Genomic DNA, 25,587 nt, shown 5'->3' on the forward strand with positions numbered 1-25,587 from the left:
GCGTATTTTAGCCGTTTGTGGTGACTAATTGCTATCTTCCCGATGATTTTTTATCAAATTATTGAATCACAACAGATCCTGCGGATCCCTATCTAGGCTCCAGCGGCAGCGTTTGGCTTCGGGCAGTTGTTCCACCAGCGGATAAATACGCTCGAACTCCTGCTGTAATCTATGTCTATGTTTGGCTTGAAACATCAACTGGCGGCGGAACTTACCGGCCTTTCGATCGAGTGGCGCGGGCATTGGGCCGATAATCTCAAACTCTTTATCTTGGGGCAGCAAGGATGCAAACGCATTAAGAAAATTGTCAGCATCTAAGGCAGAATGCGCCTCGGCGCGCACCAGTACCATATGCCAAGCGGGTGGCAAGAGCGCCATTTGCCGTTCTTTTAATTGACTGCGGGCAAATTCGCCATAACCGCGGTGGAGTAAATCCCTAAGGATCGGGTTATCACTCTGGTGAGTTTGCAGAAGCACTGTACCGGGTTTATTGGCCCGCCCAGCGCGGCCCGCCACTTGGGTATAAAGCTGGCCGAAGCGCTCTGGCGCCCTAAAGTCGGCGCTAAATAGCGCACCATCGACATCCAGTAAGCCCACTAAGGTAACATCAGGGAAGTGGTGCCCTTTGGCCAGCATTTGGGTGCCAACCAAGATTTTATATTCGCCCTTATGAATCGCACTTAAATGGTTTTCTAGCGAACCTTTAAGGCGGGTGGTATCGCGATCGATACGCACCACTGGATATTTTGGAAACTCCAATTGCAGTGCTTCGGCGAGCTGCTCGGTACCAATACCTTGGCCCATCAACATGGTACTGCCGCAATTATGGCATTGCCTTGGGATGGCATATTGATTACCACAGTGGTGGCAGCGAATTTCCCCAAGGGATTGATGTACGGTAAAAAATGCATCGCAGCGGTCGCATTCATGTAAGTGGCCACATTCATGGCAGAGCAGTGCTGGCGCAAAGCCGCGGCGGTTTAAAAATAGTAATACCTGATTGCCGGCCTCTAAATGGCTGCGGATCTCGTTGATAAGTGGTGCCGACATGCCCGCCTTAAGGGGCAGGTTTTTAATATCGATAATACCTTGGCGTACTTTTTTAGCATTGCCAGCCCGCTCACCGAGTTGCAGATGATGATAACGACCACTGAGCGCATTTTGCAGGCTTTCTAAGGAAGGCGTTGCTGAACCTAAAATCACCGGAATAGATTCTAAATGCCCGCGCATTACCGCTAAGTCGCGCGCGTGATAACCAACGCCTTCTTGCTGTTTAAAGCTGTTGTCGTGCTCTTCGTCGAGGATGATTACACCGGGAAATGCCATCGGCGTAAACAATGCGGAGCGAGTACCAATGATGATGGCCGCTTGGCCACAGCGAGCTTGTCGCCAGGCTTCGAGGCGCTGATTGTCGGTTAAACCTGAGTGCAGCACGGCAACATTCACCTTAAATCGGCGTTTAAAGCGATTGATGGTTTGCGGCGTGAGGCCAATTTCAGGCACTAGAATAAGTGCTTGTTTACCTTGTTTAAGGATATGTTCGAGCAAGGCTAAATAGACTTCTGTTTTACCCGAACCGGTAATGCCCTCGAGCAGAGTACAGTGATATCCTTGTTGCTGTGTTAATACCGTTACGGCAATTGCTTGCTCTTTATTTAGCCTGTGGGGCGTTTCATCGAGCTCGAGTTGGCTGCGCCAATCGAGATTGAGCTCGGCGAGTTTTTCGTGGCGGGCAATCCAGCCTTTATCTTCTAAGGTTTTGAGCGCGGTCTTGTTCAGCGCTAGGCTGATGACTTCTTCCTGGGTGAGACTGGTTTGTTTTAGCTGTTCGAGTAATTTTTTTTGAGCGGGCGCGCGTTTTAAGGTTTCTGGCGCAATATTGCTGCCTAGCTCTGTGATGTGCCAGTACTGGATTTTTTGTGGCGCGGCATCTAGGCCCTTGCGCAGTGCTACAGGTAAGGCTTGGGTGAGCATTTGGCCTTGGCTGCAAAAGTAGTATCGGGCTGCCCATAGGGTTAATTTATAGAGCGATTCTGGCAATAAGGGCGTGTCATCAATAAACTCTATAACGGATTTCAGTTGCGTTGGCGCCAGATCGCAACTATCGGTAATCGCGGTAACGAGCCCAATAAGTTGTTGGCGTCCAAAGGGGACTTTGACCCGAACGCCAATTTGTGGCTTGGCTTGGGGGCTATCATCGCTTTGCTCGTTTGTCTTTACGCGATAAGTAAAGTTTTGCCGCATAGGCACAGGTAACGCAACTTCAACAAACAGTGACATATGCTGGGCGAGTCTAAAAGGGAAATGAGGTTTAGTGTACTCAGCGCGGCTAGCAAGGGCTAGTCCTAATGACAGTTTATCCAAGGATAGTTGAGAGTAAGTAAATGACTAAAATAGCGAAATCATTAGGACTCTTTGCCTTAGTGTGTAGTGCTGTGCAGGCACAGGTTTCCCATGTCAGCATCAACAGTCGGATGTTTGAATTGGGTGCTTATCCCAAAATGCGGGTGAATGTGATCAGTGATAGTCAGGATATGACACGGCTTGAATTTGCGCTGCATCAATCAACTGGTGAAGAGAAACTAATGGTTGAGCAGCTCAACCGTTTCTTGGTATTGCTGACGGGGGTTGAGGATGTCACGGATCCCAAAGCTCGCTTGTTAGTTCGTGAATATCGAGTCGATCGCTGGTATGAAGTGAAAAATCTGCCGCTGTTTGATAATACTTCCTCTGCGACGTCTTCAGTATCGCAAGCAAAAACCGCGGTTGTTAAATCAAGCAAAGCAGCCAAAGCCGAAACTAGTCAGTTGGCGGCAAGCTCTGCTAAAAGTGACAAAACCACAGTTAAATCAACTAAGGTTGTGCAAGAGGTGAATTTAGTCACCGCTGAAGCAGATGTTGCGCCCGTTATTGTGGCGGCTGTGACGGCAAACGTTGCTGCGCCCCGCGCTTCTGGATTTACCTTCCCAGAGGATAAGCCTGACGCGAAAGCATCCTCAGCTTCGAGTTTGTCTACAGAACCTTCTATAGCTAAGCCATCGACCGAACCATCTGCTGCCCAAGTCTCATCTGCAAACGCAGATATGGCAAAAGCTGATAAGAGTATAAATGGGATTGATGTGTCTGAAGCTAAGACAGCCGAAGTGACTAAGATTGCTAGCTCGACAAATGCCAATGCAACAAGCTCGGGTGAGTGTATGTTGGATTATCACAACGAGACCCTATGGCGGATTGCCAATCGCTATGCCTTTGAGTGGCAAGTCAGTGTTTATGGTGCGATGTTGGCGATTCATGACGCTAATCCTAAAGCATTTGCTAAAAATCGTATCAATGCCTTAAAGAAAGACGCCACTTTAACTTGTCCATCGGCTGAGATACTCGCGCGTTATCCCAATGCACAGGCCGCTAAGGCGAGTTTCGAAGATAGGGAAGCTGGCCAATAAAAGCAGAGACAAATGGGCAGTAAACAAGTGGATTATCATTAAAATGCTCAGATAATCTACTTGTATCCGCTTAGGTGATACTGTAATATCCTGCGCCCTAACATATCCGTTATTAACTGCATGTGGTGTCCGACTTCGGGTTGGAAGAGCGACATGGCCTTACTTTTGAGGTAACCCCAATGAAACCAGGTATCCACCCAGAATATGCAGTAATCACTGCAAACTGTACTTGTGGCAACGTAATCAAAGTAAACTCTACTGCTGGTAAAGACCTGCATTTAGACGTTTGTGGTGCATGTCACCCATTCTACACAGGTACACAAAAAATTGTTGATACAGGCGGTCGTATCGACAAGTTCAACAAGCGTTTTGGTATGCTTGGCAAGAAATAATTGCGTTAGCAATATTTCTCTCGAAGGCGCCTCTGGCGCCTTTTTGCTTTTTGTCGTTAGCTGGCACGTAATCGCTACTTTTTAGCCTTTCTGGTACGACTTCAATTAAAAAAACACCACTATCACTTTCTTCCTGTTGAAATTGCGCAAAATCGACTTATTTATAGTAATTAACGATAAGATAATGCTAGTTAGTGTCTTTATTGTAATTTAGTCAACATTTTTTAGGTTTGACTAAAGTTTTACCCTTGTTTTATTGCATATTTTCGTTTGTTTTCTACAAAATTAAACAGGTAATCATCCGTTATCGACTAAGATAAGTTTGTAAAACTTAGCTTAGGGCGACAATTCAGCCGTAAAGGCGAAATTTCTCAAGATCTTATTTAAAATGTGACCTAATTGGCGTATCTTACCCCGACCTGCCACACTGTTTAAATCACCCATAAATGAGGTGATCTTGAGTCGGTCGGCCTTACTTCCATACTTATAAATGTCGCATTTCAGGATGTTAAAATGTCAGATATTCGTCAACAAGCACTCGATTATCATGAATTCCCCGTTCCCGGTAAAACTGCAGTATGCCTCACTAAACCTGCTGAAACGAGCCATGACCTCGCGCTAGCCTATAGCCCTGGTGTGGCTGAACCAGTACGTGAAATTGCCGCTAATCCTGAAAATGCCTATCGTTATACCAACAAAGGTAACACTGTTGCCGTTATTTCTAACGGTACGGCGATTCTGGGCCTAGGCAACTTAGGTCCATTGGCTTCAAAGCCAGTTATGGAAGGTAAGGCACTATTATTCAAACACTTTGCTAATATCGACTCGACCGATATTGAAGTAACGCATAACACTGCTGAAGAGTTTATTAATACAGTTGCGGCTATTGCTGGCACCTTTGGTGGGATTAACCTTGAAGATATTAAAGCGCCTGAGTGCTTTGTTATCGAGCGCGAATTGATTGAGCGTTGTAATGTGCCTGTGTTTCACGATGACCAGCATGGCACAGCCATTGTTACCGCAGCTGGCATGATTAACGCTTTAGACATTCAAGGTAAACTGATTAGCGATGCCACTTTTGTGTGTATGGGTGCTGGTGCGGCTGCCATTGCCTGTATGACCATGTTAGTGAAGTGTGGTGCTAACCGCGCCAACATTTACATGCTTGACACCAAAGGCGTGATCCATGCGGGTCGTACTGATCTGAATGAATACAAAGCCTTGTTTGCGAATGAGACTGACAAGCGTACCTTGCAAGATGTGATTAAAGGCGCTGATGTTTTCTTAGGGCTATCCGGCCCAAATGTGATTGGTGCTGAAGAAGTGGCCATGATGGCGGATAAGCCAGTGATTTTTGCCTGCTCAAACCCAGACCCTGAAATAAAACCTGAACTTGCCCACGCGACGCGCAGCGATTTAATTATGGGCACTGGTCGCAGCGATTATCCAAACCAAGTGAACAACGTACTGTGTTTCCCATTTATTTTCCGCGGTGCATTAGATGTGCGTGCATCGTGCATTAACGATGAGATGAAGATTGCGGCTGTGCATGCCATTGCCGGATTAGCGAAAGAAGAAGTCCCAGCAAGTGTACTTAAGGCTTATCCAAAGGTAAGTTCATTAAGTTTTGGTCCTGAATATGTGTTACCAAAACCGATGGATCCACGTTTATTGCCGCGCGTGGCCCGCGCCGTGGCGCAAGCGGCCATTGATTCGGGTGTTGCTGCAATAACGACTTTGCCCCAATATGCGGATTAAGCGACAACAGAATTAATAGAAGAAGAGGCTAATTAGCCTCTTTTTTGTTTTAACGTTGGCTGAAATCTCTGCTATTGGCGCGATTTTCAATGTCTTTGAAAATAAATCCTAGGTTGCCTTTTAGCTTATGCTACTGAATAATCTTGAGTAGCATTTGTTTAACTCATGTTAAGAGTGCACCAATAATTATAATAATCCTGCAGGATAGCGGCTCGATGAAATTCACTCGAATGTTAACAACAAAACTAACCAGCTTCTGGTTAATGTCTTTAGCCGCTATTGCCTTCGTGTTTTTACTCAGCGCAATGATGAGTTTTGTACAATTAACCTATAAGTTTCAGCAGCAGAAAGTGTCTGAACTTGAATCCCTTCTAATAGAGCATTATCACTCCCAGCCCGATTGGGAGTTGGAGTCTTGGCTGCCTCCCATGTTGCTGGCGTATAACGCCGTTGAATTTCGTTTAACCATGAAGAGCGAAGTGCTTTTCGCCTATCACGGCAATGTGCAGACGCAAAATGCCATGGTGTATACCCATTTGCTCGATCCTCAATCGGGTCTCACAATGGCTCTGAGCTTGCCACAACCTTTCGAACATTACAGTGTGAGTTGGTATGAGTTGCTTATCTTGGGCATTGGTTTGCTAGCTGTGATTGCTTTGGTTCGTTTCGGACATATATGGTTTTCGCAGCAGTTGGATGGTATTGAGGAACTTGCTCAGCGCAGTCGATTAATTTTACAAGGTAAACATGAACAAGCGCTGGCAACCCCTGGTAATGGTAAGCCAAGGCTAATCAATAGAGCCTTAACCAAACTGCTTGAGGAATTGCAGGATGCCCATAAGGAACGAGGTCGTTTCGATAAGTTTATTCGCTCCAATACCTTTTTAGATGCGCAAACCCGTATTGGTAATCGGCTGTTTTTAAATAACCGTCTCGATGCCATGAGCCATGACCAAGGTATGGTCGCTCATGGGGTGATTTATCTGTTAGAAATGGATGATCTCGATTTGATACAGCAGGCAAAGGGTGAAGCTGCTGTTAAAGAGTTACTCCATGCGACGGTCAATAGTATTAACTCTATCTTGCAAACCTTGCCGAACAGTATTTTTGCGCGGCGTAACCATAATCAATTTGCGATAGTTGTGCCCCACGTCTCTTTGATTGAGGCAGATCAGCTCGCCAGTAAGTTACTTAAAGTCTGCTTGAGTCAAACCTTGCCCGATGATGTGGACAATAGAGATAACTTTTACCACTTGGGCTGTGCTTATTTTACCGCCGGGGATAATGTTAATCAGCTGCTTGATGAGGCCGATATGGCGTTACGTGCAGCCCAATTACAAGGTAATAGCAATTGGTTTATGTACGATAAGGGCGCGATTGATGAGGAGTTTGCCAAAGGTTCGGTGCGTTGGCGCAGCTTCTTAGAGAATGCCTTAGTTCAGCGGCGTTTTTATCCCTTTAGTCAGCCCATTATGGATTTAGATGGGAGAGAGCACCATAAAGAGATCTTTACTCGGGCGCGGGATAATCAAGGGACATTAGTGCGGGCGACGTTGTTTATCCCCATGGCAAACAAATGTGGTTTGATGCCACAAATTGAACGGCAGATGATTGAGCGTGTATTGGGGTTGCTCGGCCAAGAGCAGCATAAAGATCAAATCTATAGTGTGAATCTTAGCTTAGATAGTTTGATGAGCCGGGCCTTTACCCAGTGGCTTAAAACGACCTTACTTGAGCATCGCCATCTGACACCTCAACTGATTTTTGAGGTGTCAGAGGATATAGTGATCCAGCATCAAGACAAGCTTCAGCCTAAACTCGATATGATCCGTAAGATGGGCGCTCGTCTGTGCGTCGACCATGTTGGGCAACAGGTTGTTGGCACTTACTATATCCGAGAGTGCCATTTCGACATGATTAAACTGCACCGTTCTATCGTACGTCATATTCATTTACGCCCTGAAAATCAATTGTTTATTCGTAGTTTAATCGGTGGTTTATACCGTACTGAAGTGCAAGTGTGTGCGGAGGGGGTTGAAGTGTTTGAAGAATGGCAAACTCTGCAAATCCTCGGGGTGGGGATGGCCCAGGGCATGTATTTTAGCGATCCAGTAGAGGTGTTATAAGTCGTATTGTTTTCCCCGAGTGATGTGATCCTCGTGGAAGAATAGGGCTGGGTTGTTGAATTTCTCTATAAAATTCACAGATTAGCGGATAAACTAGCCTGTGCCAAAATTATGACGCTGGATATGACGAATTTCGCATTCTCAATGCTGTGAGCTTATCTCCGTCTGGTGGTGTAGAAATAGCGCAATTCGCTGGCTTATCACTCAAGCTTAACTTTATCGGAAGACAGGCATTTTTATGGATAAAGGACTTTTTGCTCGGTTGGCCTTTTGGCGAGCCAAACAGACGGGTGTTGCACTGGGGGTGTATGTCTGTGCTGATAAGCTGTGGGTCTATGCACCTGCCACCGAACGTCTGCATGAGCAGTGGGTTTCTTTTGAATTACAACAAGATCAATGGCAAAGTGTCTTTGCTGAACTTGCCAGCACTTTCCCCCACGCCGCTTTACAGATCACTCTTAGTAGTGGTCGCTATCAATTGCTCGTCGCCGATAAACCGAATGTCGATAGTGAAGAATTATCTCAAGCTTTGATTTGGTCTATCAAAGATATGGTCAATATTCCTGTGCCGCAAATTCACTTGGATTATTTTGAGTCCCCTTTGCCAAGCAATAAACTCAATGTTGTCGTGGTTGATAAAGATAAATTGATCAATATGGTTCAAGCCATCAGTGAGCAAGGTTTGACTGTTTTAGGGATTAGCATCGAAGAACTCGCGATGACCAACCTGTTTATCGATGATAATCAGGCAAGATTGGTCGTTAGCCATCATTCTGGGCAGGAGTTGTTACTGACGGTGGTAAAACAGGGGCTGTTATATATGCAGCGCCGTGTACGCGGTTTTAGCCAATTAGATAAGGCTGAAGTGGATGAACTAAACTATGGATTGGCAGATAACTTAAGCCTAGAAATTCAAAGATCTATGGATTATTTTGAGAGTCAACTGCGCCAGCCTCCAGTTAACTCCATTGAGTTATTTGCCGACGGTGCGGTCGATGCCTTAGCGAAGTTGGTGTCAGCCAACTTTAATCAAGCTGTAAACGTGGTTAATAAGACCTCCGTTGGCGCGAAAATGGCGGGATTGGCCTTTAGTGAGCTTTCACGAGGTGACGAGTGATAAAATCGAGAGTCAACCTATATTCTGCCGCCCTATTGCCGCCAAAGCAGAGCTTAACCTTCGCTAAATTAATCAGTTATACCGTAGGCTTGTTAGTTGTCTGCGGTGCAGTTGCCGGTTTTAGCTATTGGACATTAAATGAGTCTGTGCAGGCGCTAAGCCAAGCGTCAGCGCAAAAACAGCAATTTGACCAGCAAAAGGCGGAGTTTGAAGCACAAATCGCCGCCCGTAAACCCGATCCTGAGTTAGTTGCGCGCGTCGAGTTAGAGTCACAGCAGCTCGAGCTAAAGCAATTATTAATGAATGAGCTGGCACTGCGTTCCTCCCTCACCAGCCGAGGTTTTGCACCTGTATTGAAGGATTTGGCTATGGTGGCCGATGCGAGTGTTTGGCTTAACCATATTGTGATTAACGAGCAGCACTTTATGTTTGAAGGATTTGCTGATCATCCACAGAGTATCCCGCTTTGGGTGAGTAAGCTAAAAGCGACCCAGACCTTAAAAGGGCAGGCTTTTTCGTCTATGACTATGGATCGCGGTGAGGATAAACCGCTGGCTTTCACGCTGACGAGTGAGACCCCAGAGGAGCAGGCGCGATGAAAGCCCAATTTGAACAATTAGCGCAAAAGTTTGATGCTCTCAGCCAACGCGAGCGTGGGCTAATCGCCATTGCCCTGTTAGCACTGATCGCTATGTTGGCTTATATGCCTATTGAGTCGCTTTGGAAACAACAGCATTCGACGGCGCAGCAGTTAAAGGTCATAGAGCAAGAAAATCAGGTTTCGGTGCAACAGATTGATTTATATCAGCAGCGATTAGCACTAGATCCCAATCAGGACTATCGCCAGCGTTTAACCTTGCTACAGCAACAAAACCAACAGCTTGATACTCAGCTTAACGAGCAGATGGTCGATATGGTGCCCGCCGATTATATGCCTGAACTATTGGGTAATCTGCTTGGGCAGGTTCAGGGAATTACCTTACAGAAGTTTACCTCTATCGCGCCCGTACCACTGCTTGCGGTGGGTGAAGAGAAAAAGTTGAATTTGTATAGCCATGGGATCCGCATGAGCTTAGAAGGTGATTATTTCTCGGTATTGCGTTTTGTTGAAGCAGTAGAAGCCATGCCCGACAAACTTTACTGGAAACGCCTCGACTATAAAGTGGCTGATTACCCCAAAGGGAAAGTCGATATCGAGCTTTATACCTTGAGTATTAATAAGGACTTTATCAGTGTTGCTCAATAAGCCTTATATTTTCATCGCATTACTGGTGATTTCGGCACAAGTGTCGGCTGAAAACTTACGGGACCCTACTTTGCCCGGTAAAGGCTATTCGGCTGTAGGCGCTGCGAGTCAAAATCAGCATCAAGCCTTAGTGCTCAACAGTATTGTCAGCTCAGGCAACACGGCTTACGCCGTGATTAATAATAAAATTGTGTCCGTAGGTGATAGCATCCAAGGGGTCAAAGTCGTGCGTATTACCCCCTCGTCAGTATCACTTTCTGATGGACGGAAATTAGCATTATTTCAAGCAATAACAGAGAGATAGGGAATAAGACTCAGATGACTGCCATTAAATACTTCACACCTCTACTCTCACTTTGCCTTATGGCTTGCCAAACCACAGATAGACCGCAGCCTATGGCATCAAAAGAGGCTCTTTCTGCGTCGATGCAGGCTGCGAAGCCGTCAACGCCACCTCCGCCAGCCGTTATGCCAGACGCGGTGAAGCGTGAACTGAATACTAATACCTTAATGGGCAGTTTAGCTGCGCCCATGGAAACCGAACGTCGTATCGATGTTTCTGCCCATGATGTCGATGCGAGGGTGTTTTTCCCGAGCCTCGTTCAGGGCACCCCCTTTAGTGTGGCGGTGCATCCCGATGTGCAGGGCACGATTTCATTGTCGCTAAAAGGCGTGACATTGAGCGAAGCCATTCAAGTGGTTGAAGATATTTATGGCTATGAGGTCAGCCGTGAAGGACGTATTTTGCGAGTATTCCCTGCGGGGATGCGTACTGAGACTTTTCCGGTCAATTACTTATACATGGTACGCGATGGCCTGTCGTTAACCTCGGTGAGTTCGGGTCGAATTTCCGATAACAGCAACTCGAATAACAATAACGGCAATAATAACTCGAATAACGGTAACGTTAGTGGCAATAACAATTCGAGCAACGGTAATAATGCCAACAATAACAGCAGCGATAGCAGCAATGGCACCTTTATCCGTTCGCACACTAAGACCGATTTTTGGGGCGAGTTAAAAGAAACCTTAACCGCCATTGTGGGTGACACGGGCGGCGGTCGCCAAGTGGTCGTCACTCCACAGGCGGGATTAGTGACGATTCGTGCCTATCCGAATGAATTACGTCAAGTGCGTGCTTTTTTAAGTTCGGCAGAGACACATTTACAACGCCAAGTGATCCTTGAGGCAAAGATACTCGAGGTGACTCTGTCTGATGGTTATCAGCAGGGGATTCAATGGCAAGCGCTTGGCTCAGCGTTAGCAGGGGGAAATACTCAGGTAGAAGTAGGTACGTCTGCTGGTCCAGGTTTGAGTGATCAAATTAGCTCAACGCTGGGTGGAGTAACGACGATTAGTTTCAAGGGTGCGGATTTTGCGGGGATGATTAACCTGCTCGATACCCAAGGTGATGTGGATGTATTATCCAGCCCAAGGGTGACGGCATCGAATAACCAAAAAGCGGTAATTAAAGTCGGTACCGATGAGTATTTTGTTACCGATGTTTCATCAACTACTGTGGCTGGCACTACGCCTATTACGACACCTCAAGTTCAATTAACTCCCTTTTTCTCGGGGATTGCGCTGGATGTAACTCCGCAAATCGATAAAGACGGCAACGTATTACTGCATGTTCATCCATCGGTGATCGATGTCAAAGAACAGGAAAAAGGCATTGTAATCAATGACCAACCTTTAAAATTACCCTTGGCGCAAAGTGAAATTCGCGAATCAGATACTGTGATCCGAGCGGCCTCTGGCGATGTTGTCGTCATTGGTGGTTTGATGAAGAGTGAAAACTCAGAAGTGGTATCGCAAGTACCGTTGCTTGGGGATATCCCTTGGGTGGGTGAACTGTTTAAAAACCGTAGTAAGCAGAAGAAGAAAACCGAGCTGATTATTATGTTAAAGCCGACCGTGGTGGGCGGGGATACGTGGAAAAACGAGTTAGAGCGTTCTAAGACCTTACTCGACCGTTGGTATCCAGAAAATAAGTAAGCTTTCATGTATTTGAAGCACTTTGGACTCAGCCAAACGCCATTTTCGTTAACCCCTAATACCGGATTTTTTTTCGGGTTATCCCCGCACGTAGAGGCGCTGCAAGTATTGCAGACCGCCCTACAAACCGGGGAGGGTTTTATCAAAGTCACAGGCGAAGTGGGCACGGGCAAAACCTTAATCTGCCGTAAGTTGATTAATGAGCTGCCGCAGGGCTTTCATTGTGCGTATCTACCCAATCCTTATCTCACCCCCGCCGAGCTGCGCTGGGCGGTGGCCAATGAACTTGGATTAAAATACACCAGCGAAATCGATCAGCAGCAACTCACTGGACTTATTCAGCAACAATTACTCGCCCTGAGCGCCCATGGTCACGCCATCGTATTAGTGCTGGACGAAGCGCAGGCCTTGCCCGATGAGAGCCTCGAAGCGTTGCGGCTGTTTACCAATCTTGAAACCGAAAGCCGTAAGCTGTTGCAAGTGGTGCTCTTTGGTCAGCCTGAGTTGGATGAGCGATTAAAGCGCCAAGCCTTTAGACAACTGCGGCAGCGCATCACCTTTAGCTACAGTCTGCGGCCGTTAACTTGGGATGAAACCGATGCCTACATTCGTTACCGCTTAGCGGTGGCAGGCTATGCGGGACAAGCATTATTTAGCCCTAAACTGACGCGTAAAATTGCCGAGGCATCACGAGGCATTCCAAGATTGATCAATATTTTAGCCCATAAAGCCCTGATGCTCAGTTTTGGCGAAGGGGCAACTCAGGTGCGCATCGCCCACATTAAGGGCGCGATACAGGATACCGAAGATGCCAGTCGCGGTTCGCAAAACTGGCCGACCTATATGGCGATCGCGCTGATAGTATGTGCAGCGGCGATTGGGGCATTGCTGGCATCTGGCGTTAACCTGCAACAATTGTGGGGAGGCTCCGCATGAGCGTGATCAACAAGATGCTGCAGGATCTCGATAAACGCCAGCAGGGGCATTCTCTCAGCAATGTGGCTGTGCATCAGGCCCAGTTTCTGGGGCGTCCAAATACATCACGTAAATGGTTAGTCATCAGCTTAGTGTCACTGTTTGTAGGTGGTGTGTCGGTTTATGCCTTTCAGGCCATGTACGACTCAAGGAATGCCACTGATAACAGTGTTAACACTGTGATGAGTGCGCAAACTCAGTCGGATAACACCAACACACAGACAGATACGAGTTCTATGGGAGCAGAAACGGGAGCAGAAACGACTATACCAACAGAGCCAACTGCGGAGATGGTGCAAGTGAGTCAGTCGTCGACAGATGCTCCAGCAAAGTATATGTCTGCGTCAGTAGAATCTGCCCCAAGTGTGGCTCAATCTCCCCGTGTTAATGCTGCGCCCGTAGAGCCAACAAGTGAACCGACAACAGAATCGGTTGCTGCAAATACCTCACCTGATATGCCTAACAGGGCGGCATTACCTCAAGAGTCGGTGCAGGCACATACTGAGCCACAACAGGTTGCGGTTAAAGCAAATCAAGCGGAAGTTAACGTAAATCAGAGCGAAGTAAAAATAACCCAAGCAGAGGCCAAGGCGAGTGAGCCAGTCGAGTCTGCTTCGACTCAAGCTTCGGCTCAGCCAACAGGGCAAATGGCGGTGACGGAAGTAAAGCTTTCTCCAAGCCAGTTAGCACAAAAACAACTGGTATTGGCGAGCGATGCCGAAAAGCAAGGTCAGTTGGTTAAGGCGATGGATTACTACGCTAAAGCGCTCAAGCTTGACCCGAGCTTACACGAGTCGCGCAAACAACTGGCAGCGTTGCACTATGGTCAAGGTGAGCAGCCCCAAGCGGCCGAAGTGTTAGCGCAGGGACGATTACTTTATCCGCAAGAGTTTGAATTTGCTTTGCTATTGGCAAGGGTGCAACATGCGATGGGTGATACTGACGCAGCACTTGCCAGCCTTGCGCAAATCCCCGATAGTCATCCTTTAGCTCGGCAAAAGTGGTTAGCGCAGACGGATTTAGCCCAAAAACAGGGGCAATATCCGTTAGTTGAACAGGCTTACCGCAAGTTATTGCAGCAGGAGCCGCAGCAGGGGAAATGGTGGATGGGATTAGCCTATGCTCTTGACTCTCAAAAGCAATTTACCCAAGCCAGTCAAGCCTATCGTACAGCATTAAGCTATTCCGGTTTATCAACTCAGGCCACGGCTTTTATTGAACAACGTTTACAACAACTAGGAGATAGCCAATGAAACCCAGATTAAAGATGCGTTTGGGCGATCTGTTAGTTCAAGAATCCATTATTACCGAAGAGCAGTTGCAGCAAGCCTTGGGCGAGCAGCGTAAGACGGGCCATAAACTTGGCCGAACCCTCATTGAGCTGCGCTCTATTACCGAAACTCAACTGCTGCAATTTTTGTCGCAGCAGTTAAATCTACCGCTGCTGGATATCAGCAAACGCCCAATTCCCACCGAGGTGGTGAATCTGATCCCTGAGGTGCAAGCAAGGCGTTTTCGTGCCCTTGCGGTTGAAGATCGGGGTGATACCGTATTAGTGGCCATGAGCGATCCGGCGGATTTGCAGGCGCTCGACCATTTAGAAAGCTTAATTGCGCCGAAAAAACTCAGTGTCGCAGTCGCACCCGAGCAGCAATTACTGCAAGCCTTCGATAACCTGTATCGCCGCACCGACCAAATCGCGCAAATCGCTGGTAAGCTTGAAGAGGAATATGCCGCCGATCAAATGTTTGATCTGGCCAGCTTAACCTCGGGCGATAGCGATAATGAAACCACAGTGGTTAAGCTGCTGCAGTCGATTTTTGAAGATGCGGTGCAAATGCGCGCTTCGGATATTCATATTGAGCCCGGCGAAAAAGCCCTGCGGATCCGCCAACGTATCGATGGCCAGTTACACGAAACCATTCTAAATGAAGTCAATATCGCAGCGGCCTTAGTACTGCGGCTTAAGCTTATGGCTGGGCTGGATATTTCTGAAAAACGTCTGCCGCAGGATGGGCGTTTCCATATGGAAATTAAGGGCCACAAGATTGACGTGCGGATGTCGACCATGCCGATTTACCACGGCGAATCTGTGGTGATGCGTCTACTCGACCAATCCGCAGGCTTGTTGACCTTAAATGAGACGGGGATGCCGCCACATATTTTGGCGCGTATTCGTAAACAGATTAAACGTCCCCACGGCATGTTGCTGGTGACAGGGCCTACGGGTAGCGGTAAAACCACCACCTTGTATGGCATCTTAAGTGAGCTCAATACTGCGGATCGTAAAATTATCACGGTAGAAGATCCGGTCGAATACCAATTGCCAAGGATCAACCAAGTTCAAGTTAACCATAAGATTGGACTCGATTTTTCGAACGTGCTGCGCACTACTTTGCGTCAAGACCCGGACATTATCATGGTCGGTGAGATGCGTGACCAAGAAACCGTTGAGATTGGTCTAAGGGGCGCACTTACGGGTCACTTTGTGTTATCCACATTGCACACTAACGATGCGGTAACCAGCGCGCTGCGTTTACTCGATATGGGCGCCGCCAGTTACTTAGTGGCGAGTGCGTTAAGGGTGATTATTGCCCAGCGTTTAGTGCGCCGCGTGTGCCATAACTGCGGGGTGGAATATCAGCCTACGGCGCAGGAAAAAGCCTGGCTGAATAGTGTGAGTCGTCAGGACTTTTCATCGGCCAAGTTCCGCATTGGCACGGGCTGCCAAAGCTGCAATGGCAGTGGTTATCGCGGCCGTATCGGTATTTTTGAGATCCTCGAGTTGGATGAAAAGATGATCGATGCGATGCGTACCGGTAATCCACAGGATTTTGCCCGTGCAGCCCTGCAAAGCCCAAATTTTACTCCGCTTGCCGAGTCAGCACTGCAATATTTGAGCGAGGGCATGACGACCATTGAAGAGGTGGCTAAGCTAGTTGAGGATGTGAGTGAGTCGCAGGTGCCACTCTCGCGGGATATTATCAGTCAGCAAGGCGTTGAGGCGTAATTATGCCGGTTTATCAATACCGTGGACGCAGTGGACAAGGTCAGGCCGTAACGGGTCAGCTCGATGCTGCCTCCGAAAGTGCTGCTGCCGATATGCTGTTAGCGCGCGGCATTATTCCCTTGGAAGTCAAAGCGGCAAAGGTGACGAAGTCATTTTCACTGATACAGCTCTTTGGTAGTAAAGTCGGCTTAGATGAACTGCAAATTTTTACCCGGCAAATGTATTCGCTAACGCGCTCGGGGATCCCAATTCTGCGAGCCATTGCGGGATTATCCGAAACTGCGCATTCTCAACGGATGAAAGATGCACTGAATGATATTTCAGAGCAGTTAACTGCGGGGCGCCCGCTGTCGTCTGCGATGAATCAACATCCAGATGTGTTTGATTCTTTGTTTGTTTCTATGGTTCATGTGGGGGAAAACACCGGTAAGTTAGAGGATGCTTTTATTCAGCTCTCGGGCTATATCGAGCGTGAGCAGGAAACTCGCCGCCGGATTAAGGCCGCGATGCGTTATCCCATATTTGTATTGATTGCCATCGCACTAGCCATGGTGATTTTAAATATCATGGTGATCCCCAAATTTGCCGAAATGTTTGCCCGTTTCGGTGCCGACTTACCTTGGGCGACTAAGGTGTTGATCGGTACATCTAACTTATTTGTTCACTACTGGCCTTTGATGTTACTGCTACTACTCGGAACTATTATTGGGATCCGTTATTGGCACCATACGGAAAAAGGTGAAAAACAATGGGATCAGTGGAAATTACATATTCCCGCCGTGGGTTCGATTATTGAGCGCTCGACCCTCTCCCGTTATTGCCGCAGTTTTTCGATGATGTTAAGTGCGGGCGTGCCGATGACGCAGGCGCTCAGTTTGGTCGCCGATGCGGTAGATAATGCGTATATGCACGACAAAATAGTTGGGATGCGCCGTGGTATAGAGTCAGGTGAATCTATGCTGAGGGTATCGAATCAAAGCAAATTGTTTACGCCACTGGTACTGCAAATGGTCGCCGTCGGTGAAGAAACCGGCCAAATTGACCAACTGTTAAATGATGCCGCCGATTTTTACGAAGGTGAGGTTGACTATGACCTTAAAAATCTTACCGCTAAGTTAGAGCCGATTTTAATCGGTATTGTGGCCGTTATTGTGTTGGTACTGGCGCTAGGTATTTACCTGCCGATGTGGGATATGCTCAATGTGGTTAAAGGCGGGAAGTAATGCCAAGTCGAGAGTTTAACTCAATTAGGATCAAATAGATGCAGAGCCAACAGAAGGCCGAAAGCGATCTATTACGTGTGTATGGGCGGCTCGTTAGCCTGACCTTGATCTTGATTATTCTCGCGGTGATTGGATTTAAATATTTTGCGACTATGCCACAACTTGCCGCCCGCAATGTGGAGTTAGAGCATACGCGTTTCTTAAATGTGTTGGCTATGGTGCGCTCCCAGTGGTTATCCCTTGGCAAACCACAACAAATGCGACTAGATTGGGAAGTGTTTAATGAGCAAAACACTCATAATGAGCAGCAAACGCTGGTGATTATGAGCGCGCAGGGATGGCCGCAACCGACCGAACTTAGTGACCAAGGTTGCCAAGCCTTATGGTGGCAACTCATGGGGCAGGAGGCGGCGGATAACTCCCTCATTGGTAGCTATTTTCTCAAGGATAATAGCTGCCGTTATCGCTCACAAAATGGGGATAGTATTGGCTATCAACTAAACTCTGGCAGGGTCATTTTTTTGACGAACTCCTAAAATATTGTTAAGTAACGGGCTTTTATAAACTGATTTAGCTGTTAGAATGGACTTTCATCAAGTAGGGGGAAACTAATGAAGACTAAAAAAAATGGTTTTTCATTGATTGAACTGGTCATAGTGATCGTCATTTTGGGTCTGTTAGCGGCAACGGCAATCCCACGTTTTTTAAACGTCACCGATGATGCTGAAGATGCCAGTGTGGACGGTGTGGCGGGTGGTTTATCTACAGCCGTGAGTTTTGTGCGTTCACAATGGGAAGTCGATGGTCGCCAAAATAACAGTGTGATCTTAGATGGTACTTCTGTTTCACTCGACCCACGTTTTGGCTATCCAACGGGTACCTCTGGCACCGATGCGACGGCGATGACGGATGCAAGCTGTCAGCAGGTATTCAATACGGTATTGCAAAGTGCGCCGCGTAATGTGCTCTATTCCCAAGATGCGCGAAATCAACGTTATACAGTACGTGTGATTGATGGTGCGGGTGGCAGTACTAATTCAATTGCGGGTACAACCGTGAGTGGTTTGGATTTGTGTGTTTATCATCAAGTGGCCTCTCTGGTGTTAAACCAAAATACAGGTGTGCCAACTCCAGCACCAGATTTATCAACCACAGGTGCTAAAGGCGTGGTTTATAATCCAGGTACAGGCAAAGTACTAAGTTTCACTCAAACACCATTTACGCCTTAATTTAATGTTTTAACTGGTTTATCTTTTAATTAGTTTTAGTTAATTGGTTCTCAAAAAAGGGTAGTTTTATATGAAAAGACAACAAGGTTTTACCTTAATCGAATTAGTCGTAGTGATCATTATCTTAGGTATTCTTGCTGTCACAGCAGCACCTAAGTTTATTAATCTGCAGTCAGATGCCAGAGTATCTGCATTACAAGGTGCTAAAGCTGCAATTCAAGGCGCAAACAGCTTAGTATATTCGAAGGCTGCTTTAGCTGGTCAAGAAAAGAAAGCTGTTGCTGATTGGACTAGTGGTCAAGGTGTTGAAATTGGTGCAGCCAATAAAGCAGTAACCAACTATGGATATTTACAAGCTAAACAAAGCGAGCTTGAAAATGCTATTGATATGAAATTTGATGTTGGCGCAAGTGCAACAGATCCTACTTCAACAGGAACAAATGAGTGGATTATTTTCCCTGGTAGTGCGACTGCTGGAACTACTGTAACTATTTGGCAGCGTGGTGCTCCTGCTGCATGTAAGTTTACTTATACCCAAGCAACAAGTTCATCAGTAGGTCCAACTTTCTCTGCGTTACCTGCAGCTTCTGCTTGCTAATTTGAATTACTGAAAAAGGCCTGCCTAGCAGGCCTTTTTTTTAGGCCAACAATCTATGAGTTTATTGGTTGTAATAAAATGAATTTGCTAATTATTTCTTTATTTAGGCTAAATATTTGCCTTAATAATCAAGTTGGCAGAAACTGAACCTAGAACCTAGAACCTAGAACCTAGAACCTAGAACCTAGAACCTAGAACCTAGAACCTAGAACCTAGAACCTAGAACCTAGAACCTAGAGCCTAGAACCTAGAACCTAGAGCCTAGCATCACGGCAAAGCGGACAATGCGTAGATTTTCCACCGGCAGACAGTTTGGGTTTACCTTAGTTGAACTTGTGACCACTATTATCCTGATTGGGATTCTATCGGTGACGGTATTGCCGCGTTTATTTAGTCAGTCCTCCTACAGTGCCTTTAGTCTGCGTAATGAGTTTATTGCCGAGCTGCGCCAGGTTCAGCAAAAAGCCTTAAATAATACCGATAGATGTTACCGCGTAGTCGTTTCAGCGACAGGCTATCAAGTGAGTCAGTTTGCCAGTCGCGATAGCACTGGTTGTACGGGCACGCCTTTATCTCCTAACCCTTTATCCAGCCAAGCTTTTCAAGGTGGCGCGCAGTTAGTGCTTATCAGTAACAATGCCAAGAGCTTTTATCTTGATTTTGATATCAATGGTCGAGCGTCGCTTGCGTGTAATGGGCCATGTATAAATGTGATTGCCAATGACACTGTGGCGATTAATATCTCCAGCGAGGGCTATATTTATGCGAACTAATCCTCGATTGCTGGAGAGCAGAACAATAACGCCATTCTTAAAATCCGAACCACAACAGGGATTTACCTTAATCGAATTAGTGGTCGGCATGTTAGTCATTGCCATCGCTATCGTGATGCTCAGTAGCATGTTATTTCCGCAGGCGGATCGCGCTGCCAAGACTTTACACCGAGTAAAAAGTGCCGAGCTTGCCCATTCGGTAATGAATGAGATTTGGGGCAAACGTTATGATCAAAATACCAATGCCAATGGCGGAGTGCCGGCTTGCGGGAGTCCATTAGGCAGTAGTTGCTCGGCCGTCTTAGGGCCAGAGGCGGGAGAGGGGCGCAACGATTTTAACGATGTGGATGACTATCACGGCTTAACTCAAAACGCCACTATGCTCAATTCCAGCCAAACTTATGCAGAGGCCTATCCCAACTATCAACTAAGTGTCACTGTCGCCTTTGGGCCATCGCCTAATACCAAGTTAGTGACCATTAATGTCACCACACCAGATAACGAAGTGATCACTTACAATTTGGTAAGGAGCAATTACTAATGCGCTCTTTATCAATGAAGCGTAAGCATTTATGCGCACAGGGTTTTACCTTAGTTGAAATGGTCACTGTGATCCTGATCTTAGGCATTCTGGTGGTTGGGGTGAGTAGTTTTATTATTTTTGGCACGCGAATTTTTGTTGAGTCGAGTTCGGTCGACCAAGTGCTAAGCCAGAGCCGTTTTGCTGTGGAGCGTATGACCCGCGAGCTGCGCAGCGCCGTGCCTAACAGTGTGCGGCTCAATGGTAATAGCTTAACCTATCAGTGCGTTGAATTCGTCCCTATTGAGGCGAGTACTACTTATTTGTCGATGCCAATTGCGCCGAGTGCTGCCACCCTCACAGGAACTGTGATTTTAGATAATCTGAACAGTAAGATCGCGACGAACCAATATGCATGGATTTATCCCTTAACCGATAGCGATGTGTATAACAGCGCGAGACAAAAACGCGCGCAGATAAACAGCATTAGCAGCGCCGCAAACCAAGTGACTTTAACCTTTACTGCCAATGCGAGATTTGCCGAAGCTTCTCCGCGTCAACGGATCTATTTTGCTTCAACACCTGTGAGTTATTGCTTTGAAAAAGCGTCATCGACCAATGAGTTAACCTTAAAGCGTTATACTGGCTATGGGTTGAATGCTAACCAGCCAACACCTGCGGATATGAGTTCGGGTGTGCTAATGGCACAGAGTGTGGCTAATGTGTTGAGTAATAACGCCGATTTACCGCTGATCTTAACACCATCGAGCCTAGTCAATAATGCGATGGTGCATCTACAACCACGATTTAATGTCAACGGCGAGACATTTCAATATCGACATCAAGTGCAGGTGATTAATGTCCCTTAACTTAGTTAGCCTATCGCGCTCAGTGTATTGTCAGTCTTCGGCTCGTCGCCAAGCCGGTAGCGCCTTAGTGATCGGTATTTTTGTCATTACCGTGATGTTTTTATTGGCCGCCGCCTTAATTAATATTGTTGAAGATGCAGATAGCGGATTAACCCAAGAGGTGTGGGGGACCCGCGGATTAGCCGCAGCAAACAGCGGTGCCGATGCCGCATTAGCGCAATTATTCCCATTAAACGCCCCCGCTAATGCGACGGCGACATGTGCAAGTGTTTCAAGCAGTTGGACACCCCCCGATGTGGTGGGCTTTCATGCCTGTAGCGTCAGTTTAAGCTGCACATCCTATGTAGTTGGCGCTGTCACTCAATATCGGATCAATAGTAAAGCGGTGTGTGAGAGTGGGGATACCCGTGTGAGCCGTCAAGTAGAGGTAGAAGCCCGTGGTTAGACTTTTGATGATATTAAACTTGGCACTACGTTTTCAAACTCATTATATGCGTAGCTTATTGTCTAATTTACTGCTTATATTTTTTATTCTTACCTCATCGCCAACTTATGCCGCAATTGATTGCAATAGTGTATTTCCGGGGCCAATACAGAGTTTTAGTAGTACCGGCGAACTTTATATGCAAAGTGGTGCGCTCATTGAAAATTATAATGTTTTAGATGTTTGCTTTAAAACGGTAAAAAATTACCATGAAATGAATGCGAATGCTTGTGGTATAGGGAAGTGTCAGATTTCGGGGACTCCCAGTTTGGCAAGGGCTGCACCCACGTTTGTCAGTAGCTCTACCTCTGCAACCAATACTGTAGCCAATTGGACAACGCCTTCTGTAGAGCTTGGAACGACAGCGGGTTATGGTCAACGATTTAATAGTAGTCGTTGGGATATAGGTACATTAACGATTAATACAGGCGGTAATGTCACCGTATCTGATGCTTATTCAACATATGTTATAAAAGATCTGACGTTTTATAATGCAGCGACCATGACCTTAAAGGCTGGTAAAACTTATATTATTGATGGCGATCTTAACCTGAATTCAGGTACGTTAAATATAGTGGGTACAGGCGATACCAAACTGTATATTAAAGGTAATTTTACCATTGCTCTCTCATCAGTTTTTAATGCGCCCACCTCTGTTGATGTATACGTAGGCAATAGGCTAGAAGTACAAAGTAACGCTCAGATTCAAGGTAGCTACTATGTCGCCGATAATGCGACGTTACTCAATAGTGCGGTATTGGTAGGTAGACTCAGTGCTAAAAACGTCACCCTAGGCAGCAATAGTAAGGTGATTTATGATGCCGGTGCACCTGTCTTACAATGCTTTAATGATACTTTTTCCCAAAGTGCATTAAGCAGTGACTGGGTCGTTTCCCGCAGTAGCGGCACTTTTACGCCATCGATTCGTAGTGGCCGTTTACGCTTAACTGAAGCTTCATCTAATCAATCCACCGCATCGACCTATCAACGATTATTCCCTGCCGCGGCAAACTTAGTGGAGATCCAGTTTGATCATTATGCCTATGGTGGCAATGGTGCCGACGGTATTGCGTTAGTGTTATCTGATGCCGCGATCACTCCCCAGCCTGGTGCCTTTGGTGGTCCCTTAGGTTATGGATTCAAGCCCGGTATTAGCGGATTTGCGGGGGGCTGGCTAGGTATCGGGATCGATGAGTTTGGCAACTTTTCCGGTGAAGGCGGGAGCATAAATCTTTCGGGACAACGGCGTCAGTCAGTTGCTGTTCGCGGTTCTGGTTCAGGCACATCCGGTTACCGTTATTTGCGTGGGACTTGTAATAATGGCACGACCAATACCAGTGGTAACTGTTTATCTCCCACGGTCGATGGCAACAATGTGTCACCAGCACATAGATATAAAATCACTATCGACTCGCAGGTATCCGGTCAGTCGATGGTGAAGATTGAACGTAATACGGGTTCGGGATTTGTCACCTTAATTCCCGCTTTTAATGCCATCGCGCAAACGGGACAAGCGGCAACACCGAGTGATTTCTTACTCTCGCTTACAGGGTCAACCGGTGGCTCGAATAACAACCATGAAATTGATAACGTTCAGATTTGTGCGTTGAAATCTAATCCTATTGGCGCGCAAATCGATCATTTTGAGTTTGACCATACGGGTCAGGGGTTAACCTGTAATCCCGAAACTGTGACAATTCGAGCCTGTGCAAACGCCAGTTGTAGCCAGCTTTTTACTGACCCTTTGACGGCGACCTTGCTACCTGAATTCGCCTCCGAAGGCGTATGGATTGGTGGTAATCAGGTGAGCTTTAGTGGGGGTACTACGCAATTACAATTACGGCGCAATACTGCTGGCATTGTGACTTTAGGTGTAAAAGGTTCGAGCCCGACAACCAAACCTTTAAGTAAAACCCTTTGCCGTATCGGAAATGGTGGCCTGAGTGAAAACAACTGTTCACTCACCTTTGCCGACAGTGGTTTTGTCTTCGATGTGCCTGATAAGCGTGCGAATCGCCCCGAGCAGGTAGTAGTTAAGGCTGTGAAAAAATCTGATGTGACTCAGCAGTGTGTTCCAAGCTTCCAAAGTCAGACTAAGACGCTGAATTTCTGGAGCAGTTATCAGACCCCAAGTGCGCCTATCTCGCCGAAAGCCGTCACGATCAACAATACGGCAATTAGTAGCTCGAGCGCCTCGCCAACGGCGCTGAGTCTGTTATTTGATACGAACGGACAAGCAAATATTGCGGTGAATTATCCCGATGCGGGTAAATTACAGCTCGATGCGCAATATATTGGTAGTGGTAATGAACAAGGTCTAGTCATGACAGGCTCCGATCAGTTTGTCAGTGTGCCGGCAGGATTATGTGTCAAAGCCGTGGATGCCAGTGCTAGCTGTCCAAGTGCGGATATGAGCTGTAATGCTTACCGTAAAGCGGGGCAGAATTTCGGTATGACAATACAAGCTATGGCTTGGGAAAAAGATGGCGATACGGATTTTTGTTCGGGCAACTTATCAACTCCTAACTTTAGCGACCAAGCCATGAAGCTTATCAGTAAAGTTGTGGCACCAAGTATCGCCAGTGGTGGCCATGATGGGGTGTTAGGCGTCACTTCCTATAGCCATACCGCGCAAACTAATAATCTCAACACCATCAGTAATCAAAGTATTAGCGAAGTTGGCGTATTTCAAATTACGGCGCAGGCGAGTCCTAATTATCTTGGCTCAGCCAGCAGTTTGAATATTCCGATTGGCTATTCAACCAATATTGGTCGCTTTGTGCCCGATAGATTTTTAGTGGGAGATGTTTCTGTCTTACCTGCCTGTGGCAGTTTTAGTTATATGGATCAACCTTTTCCTATGTCAATGAGCATCAAAGCCTTGAATATCGGCGGCGCGGTGACACAAAACTATTTCCCACCATTCTCCCTTGCGACCGCGAAATTGGTCGGAGAAAACAATAACAATGGTGTCGATTTACAGAGTCGCTTAAGTGCCTTGCCTGTAAAGGTTGATAGTTGGAGTCAGGGTGTGGCGATGGTCGATGGTACTTATCGCGCTTATTTAAACCGAGTAACCCCAAATGTGACGACGAATCTTTATCAAGACGGTCCCTTCGAGCTGCTCGATATTGGCGTGCAGTTGCTGGATAACGATCCTCGGCCAAATGGACTTTACAGCTATGTGGCCTCGCCCGATATGGATGCGGCAACCACGGGTAATTGCACTAACTGTAATGCTAAGAAAATCACCACTCAAACCCTACGCCACGGCCGAGTGGTGATGGATAACACCTATGGCCCAGAGACTGAAATCCTTAAAATGCCGACAAGAGCTGAGTATTGGAATGGCACTAGTTGGGTAATAAATGGAAATGATAGCTGCACCATTGCCACTTATGGCCTAGGTTCGCAGGTGGATAATGCAGGCCTTGGCTACAATTTTGACCCGGATTTAGCCACGGGGCAGAGTATTACTCGCACTGGCGCATCTTCAGCATTTCAAGCGGGGCAATTTGATTTGCTGTGGCGAGCTCTCACCTCTAGTGGCAACTTATATCGCGGTCAAGTGACCGCGCCTTTAGAGGTACCGACTTGGTTAGAATGGTATTGGAACTGGAATGGGGTGTCTCCAACCAGCTTATCCGATCCCCGTGCGAGTGCATTTTTTGGGCGTTACCGAGGTCATGACAGAATCATCTACTGGCGAGAAGTTAATTAGGGGGTAGATCGATTTTGCTGAATTGGAATTAGTCCGTAGTGATTTATCGTTATGCGATGCGTTTTGTCGCATGAACTCAAAGCATCATGCTGAGGCTAAAATGCA

At 46.8% G+C, this 25,587-nt stretch carries 22 protein-coding genes; 21 read left to right on the top strand and 1 reads right to left on the bottom strand.

Features of this window, described 5'->3' with window-relative positions:
- Nucleotides 1-66: 66 nt before the first annotated feature.
- Nucleotides 67-2,280 (bottom strand): primosomal protein N', encoded by a 2,214-nt coding sequence (priA, locus tag JM642_RS02775; protein WP_203433716.1) that lies wholly within the window; start codon nucleotides 2,278-2,280, stop codon nucleotides 67-69.
- Between the two features lie 104 nt (nucleotides 2,281-2,384).
- On the opposite strand from priA, the gene JM642_RS02780 reads away from it, so the two are divergent.
- The 21 genes from JM642_RS02780 (at nucleotide 2,385) to JM642_RS02880 (ending at nucleotide 25,482) form a co-directional block, all read left to right on the top strand.
- Nucleotides 2,385-3,443: a FimV/HubP family polar landmark protein gene (locus JM642_RS02780; protein ID WP_203432663.1), complete on the top strand. Its 1,059-nt coding sequence runs from the start codon at nucleotides 2,385-2,387 to the stop codon at nucleotides 3,441-3,443.
- 179 nt (nucleotides 3,444-3,622) lie between these two features.
- The gene (rpmE, locus tag JM642_RS02785; protein ID WP_037422397.1) at nucleotides 3,623-3,835 is read left to right on the top strand and encodes a 50S ribosomal protein L31; all 213 of its coding nucleotides are present in this window, start codon (nucleotides 3,623-3,625) and stop codon (nucleotides 3,833-3,835) included.
- A gap of 513 nt (nucleotides 3,836-4,348) precedes the next feature.
- Nucleotides 4,349-5,593: a malic enzyme-like NAD(P)-binding protein gene (locus JM642_RS02790; protein WP_069454188.1), complete on the top strand. Its 1,245-nt coding sequence runs from the start codon at nucleotides 4,349-4,351 to the stop codon at nucleotides 5,591-5,593.
- 215 nt (nucleotides 5,594-5,808) lie between these two features.
- On the top strand, nucleotides 5,809-7,719 hold the full coding sequence (gene csrD, locus JM642_RS02795) for an RNase E specificity factor CsrD (protein ID WP_203432665.1): 1,911 nt from the start codon (nucleotides 5,809-5,811) through the stop codon (nucleotides 7,717-7,719).
- A gap of 238 nt (nucleotides 7,720-7,957) precedes the next feature.
- Nucleotides 7,958-8,836 (top strand): hypothetical protein, encoded by an 879-nt coding sequence (locus JM642_RS02800; RefSeq protein WP_037428193.1) that lies wholly within the window; start codon nucleotides 7,958-7,960, stop codon nucleotides 8,834-8,836.
- Nucleotides 8,833-9,435 (top strand): PilN domain-containing protein, encoded by a 603-nt coding sequence (locus JM642_RS02805; protein ID WP_037422409.1) that lies wholly within the window; start codon nucleotides 8,833-8,835, stop codon nucleotides 9,433-9,435. The genes JM642_RS02800 and JM642_RS02805 overlap by 4 nt, the downstream gene beginning before the upstream one ends.
- Nucleotides 9,432-10,082: an MSHA biogenesis protein MshJ gene (locus JM642_RS02810; protein ID WP_203432667.1), complete on the top strand. Its 651-nt coding sequence runs from the start codon at nucleotides 9,432-9,434 to the stop codon at nucleotides 10,080-10,082. The genes JM642_RS02805 and JM642_RS02810 overlap by 4 nt, the downstream gene beginning before the upstream one ends.
- A complete protein-coding gene (locus JM642_RS02815) occupies nucleotides 10,069-10,386 on the top strand; it encodes an MSHA biogenesis protein MshK (RefSeq protein ID WP_055648039.1) in 318 nt (105 codons plus the stop codon). The genes JM642_RS02810 and JM642_RS02815 overlap by 14 nt, the downstream gene beginning before the upstream one ends.
- Nucleotides 10,387-10,400: 14 nt before the next feature.
- On the top strand, nucleotides 10,401-12,080 hold the full coding sequence (gene mshL / locus JM642_RS02820) for a pilus (MSHA type) biogenesis protein MshL (RefSeq protein WP_203432669.1): 1,680 nt from the start codon (nucleotides 10,401-10,403) through the stop codon (nucleotides 12,078-12,080).
- Nucleotides 12,081-12,086: 6 nt separating this feature from the next.
- Entirely contained in the window at nucleotides 12,087-13,016 is a 930-nt protein-coding gene (locus JM642_RS02825; RefSeq protein ID WP_172589026.1) for an AAA family ATPase, read from the top strand.
- Nucleotides 13,013-14,308, top strand: a complete 1,296-nt coding sequence (locus JM642_RS02830; protein ID WP_203432671.1) for a tetratricopeptide repeat protein — start codon at nucleotides 13,013-13,015, stop codon at nucleotides 14,306-14,308. The genes JM642_RS02825 and JM642_RS02830 overlap by 4 nt, the downstream gene beginning before the upstream one ends.
- Complete coding sequence (locus tag JM642_RS02835) at nucleotides 14,305-16,065, top strand: GspE/PulE family protein (RefSeq protein WP_037422422.1); 1,761 nt, start codon at nucleotides 14,305-14,307, stop codon at nucleotides 16,063-16,065. Before JM642_RS02830 ends, JM642_RS02835 begins: the two co-directional genes overlap by 4 nt.
- 2 nt (nucleotides 16,066-16,067) lie before the next feature.
- Nucleotides 16,068-17,288, top strand: a complete 1,221-nt coding sequence (locus JM642_RS02840) for a type II secretion system F family protein (RefSeq protein WP_037428181.1) — start codon at nucleotides 16,068-16,070, stop codon at nucleotides 17,286-17,288.
- A 38-nt stretch (nucleotides 17,289-17,326) separates the two neighbouring features.
- A complete protein-coding gene (locus tag JM642_RS02845) occupies nucleotides 17,327-17,824 on the top strand; it encodes an MSHA biogenesis protein MshF (RefSeq protein ID WP_203432673.1) in 498 nt (165 codons plus the stop codon).
- Nucleotides 17,825-17,899: 75 nt separating this feature from the next.
- On the top strand, nucleotides 17,900-18,517 hold the full coding sequence (locus JM642_RS02850) for a prepilin-type N-terminal cleavage/methylation domain-containing protein (RefSeq protein ID WP_203432675.1): 618 nt from the start codon (nucleotides 17,900-17,902) through the stop codon (nucleotides 18,515-18,517).
- A 70-nt stretch (nucleotides 18,518-18,587) separates the two neighbouring features.
- Nucleotides 18,588-19,115, top strand: coding sequence for a type II secretion system protein (locus JM642_RS02855; protein ID WP_203432677.1), 528 nt, complete (start codon nucleotides 18,588-18,590; stop codon nucleotides 19,113-19,115).
- 284 nt (nucleotides 19,116-19,399) lie between these two features.
- Nucleotides 19,400-19,888 (top strand): prepilin-type N-terminal cleavage/methylation domain-containing protein, encoded by a 489-nt coding sequence (locus JM642_RS02860; protein ID WP_203432679.1) that lies wholly within the window; start codon nucleotides 19,400-19,402, stop codon nucleotides 19,886-19,888.
- Nucleotides 19,878-20,429, top strand: coding sequence for a prepilin-type N-terminal cleavage/methylation domain-containing protein (locus JM642_RS02865; RefSeq protein WP_203432681.1), 552 nt, complete (start codon nucleotides 19,878-19,880; stop codon nucleotides 20,427-20,429). Before JM642_RS02860 ends, JM642_RS02865 begins: the two co-directional genes overlap by 11 nt.
- Nucleotides 20,429-21,277, top strand: coding sequence for a type II secretion system protein (locus tag JM642_RS02870; RefSeq protein ID WP_203432683.1), 849 nt, complete (start codon nucleotides 20,429-20,431; stop codon nucleotides 21,275-21,277). Before JM642_RS02865 ends, JM642_RS02870 begins: the two co-directional genes overlap by 1 nt.
- Nucleotides 21,267-21,722: an MSHA biogenesis protein MshP gene (locus tag JM642_RS02875; RefSeq protein WP_203432685.1), complete on the top strand. Its 456-nt coding sequence runs from the start codon at nucleotides 21,267-21,269 to the stop codon at nucleotides 21,720-21,722. The genes JM642_RS02870 and JM642_RS02875 overlap by 11 nt, the downstream gene beginning before the upstream one ends.
- Complete coding sequence (locus JM642_RS02880) at nucleotides 21,715-25,482, top strand: DUF6701 domain-containing protein (RefSeq protein WP_203432687.1); 3,768 nt, start codon at nucleotides 21,715-21,717, stop codon at nucleotides 25,480-25,482. The genes JM642_RS02875 and JM642_RS02880 overlap by 8 nt, the downstream gene beginning before the upstream one ends.
- The last annotated feature ends 105 nt before the right edge of the window (nucleotides 25,483-25,587 follow it).

Source organism: Shewanella sp. LZH-2 (genome assembly GCF_016859145.1).
GTDB classification, from domain to species: domain Bacteria; phylum Pseudomonadota; class Gammaproteobacteria; order Enterobacterales; family Shewanellaceae; genus Shewanella; species Shewanella xiamenensis.

Excerpts from the sequence above, each read along its gene's own strand:
- priA (WP_203433716.1), bottom strand. The coding sequence starts at position 2,280 with ATGTCACTGTTTGTTGAAGTTGCGTTACCTGTGCCTATGCGGCAAAAC.
- JM642_RS02780 (WP_203432663.1), top strand. The coding sequence starts at position 2,385 with ATGACTAAAATAGCGAAATCATTAGGACTCTTTGCCTTAGTGTGTAGT.
- rpmE (WP_037422397.1), top strand. The coding sequence starts at position 3,623 with ATGAAACCAGGTATCCACCCAGAATATGCAGTAATCACTGCAAACTGT.
- JM642_RS02790 (WP_069454188.1), top strand. The coding sequence starts at position 4,349 with ATGTCAGATATTCGTCAACAAGCACTCGATTATCATGAATTCCCCGTT.
- csrD (WP_203432665.1), top strand. The coding sequence starts at position 5,809 with ATGAAATTCACTCGAATGTTAACAACAAAACTAACCAGCTTCTGGTTA.
- JM642_RS02800 (WP_037428193.1), top strand. The coding sequence starts at position 7,958 with ATGGATAAAGGACTTTTTGCTCGGTTGGCCTTTTGGCGAGCCAAACAG.
- JM642_RS02810 (WP_203432667.1), top strand. The coding sequence starts at position 9,432 with ATGAAAGCCCAATTTGAACAATTAGCGCAAAAGTTTGATGCTCTCAGC.
- mshL (WP_203432669.1), top strand. The coding sequence starts at position 10,401 with ATGACTGCCATTAAATACTTCACACCTCTACTCTCACTTTGCCTTATG.
- JM642_RS02825 (WP_172589026.1), top strand. The coding sequence starts at position 12,087 with ATGTATTTGAAGCACTTTGGACTCAGCCAAACGCCATTTTCGTTAACC.
- JM642_RS02830 (WP_203432671.1), top strand. The coding sequence starts at position 13,013 with ATGAGCGTGATCAACAAGATGCTGCAGGATCTCGATAAACGCCAGCAG.
- JM642_RS02835 (WP_037422422.1), top strand. The coding sequence starts at position 14,305 with ATGAAACCCAGATTAAAGATGCGTTTGGGCGATCTGTTAGTTCAAGAA.
- JM642_RS02840 (WP_037428181.1), top strand. The coding sequence starts at position 16,068 with ATGCCGGTTTATCAATACCGTGGACGCAGTGGACAAGGTCAGGCCGTA.
- JM642_RS02845 (WP_203432673.1), top strand. The coding sequence starts at position 17,327 with ATGCAGAGCCAACAGAAGGCCGAAAGCGATCTATTACGTGTGTATGGG.
- JM642_RS02850 (WP_203432675.1), top strand. The coding sequence starts at position 17,900 with ATGAAGACTAAAAAAAATGGTTTTTCATTGATTGAACTGGTCATAGTG.
- JM642_RS02855 (WP_203432677.1), top strand. The coding sequence starts at position 18,588 with ATGAAAAGACAACAAGGTTTTACCTTAATCGAATTAGTCGTAGTGATC.
- JM642_RS02860 (WP_203432679.1), top strand. The coding sequence starts at position 19,400 with ATGCGTAGATTTTCCACCGGCAGACAGTTTGGGTTTACCTTAGTTGAA.
- JM642_RS02865 (WP_203432681.1), top strand. The coding sequence starts at position 19,878 with ATGCGAACTAATCCTCGATTGCTGGAGAGCAGAACAATAACGCCATTC.
- JM642_RS02870 (WP_203432683.1), top strand. The coding sequence starts at position 20,429 with ATGCGCTCTTTATCAATGAAGCGTAAGCATTTATGCGCACAGGGTTTT.
- JM642_RS02875 (WP_203432685.1), top strand. The coding sequence starts at position 21,267 with ATGTCCCTTAACTTAGTTAGCCTATCGCGCTCAGTGTATTGTCAGTCT.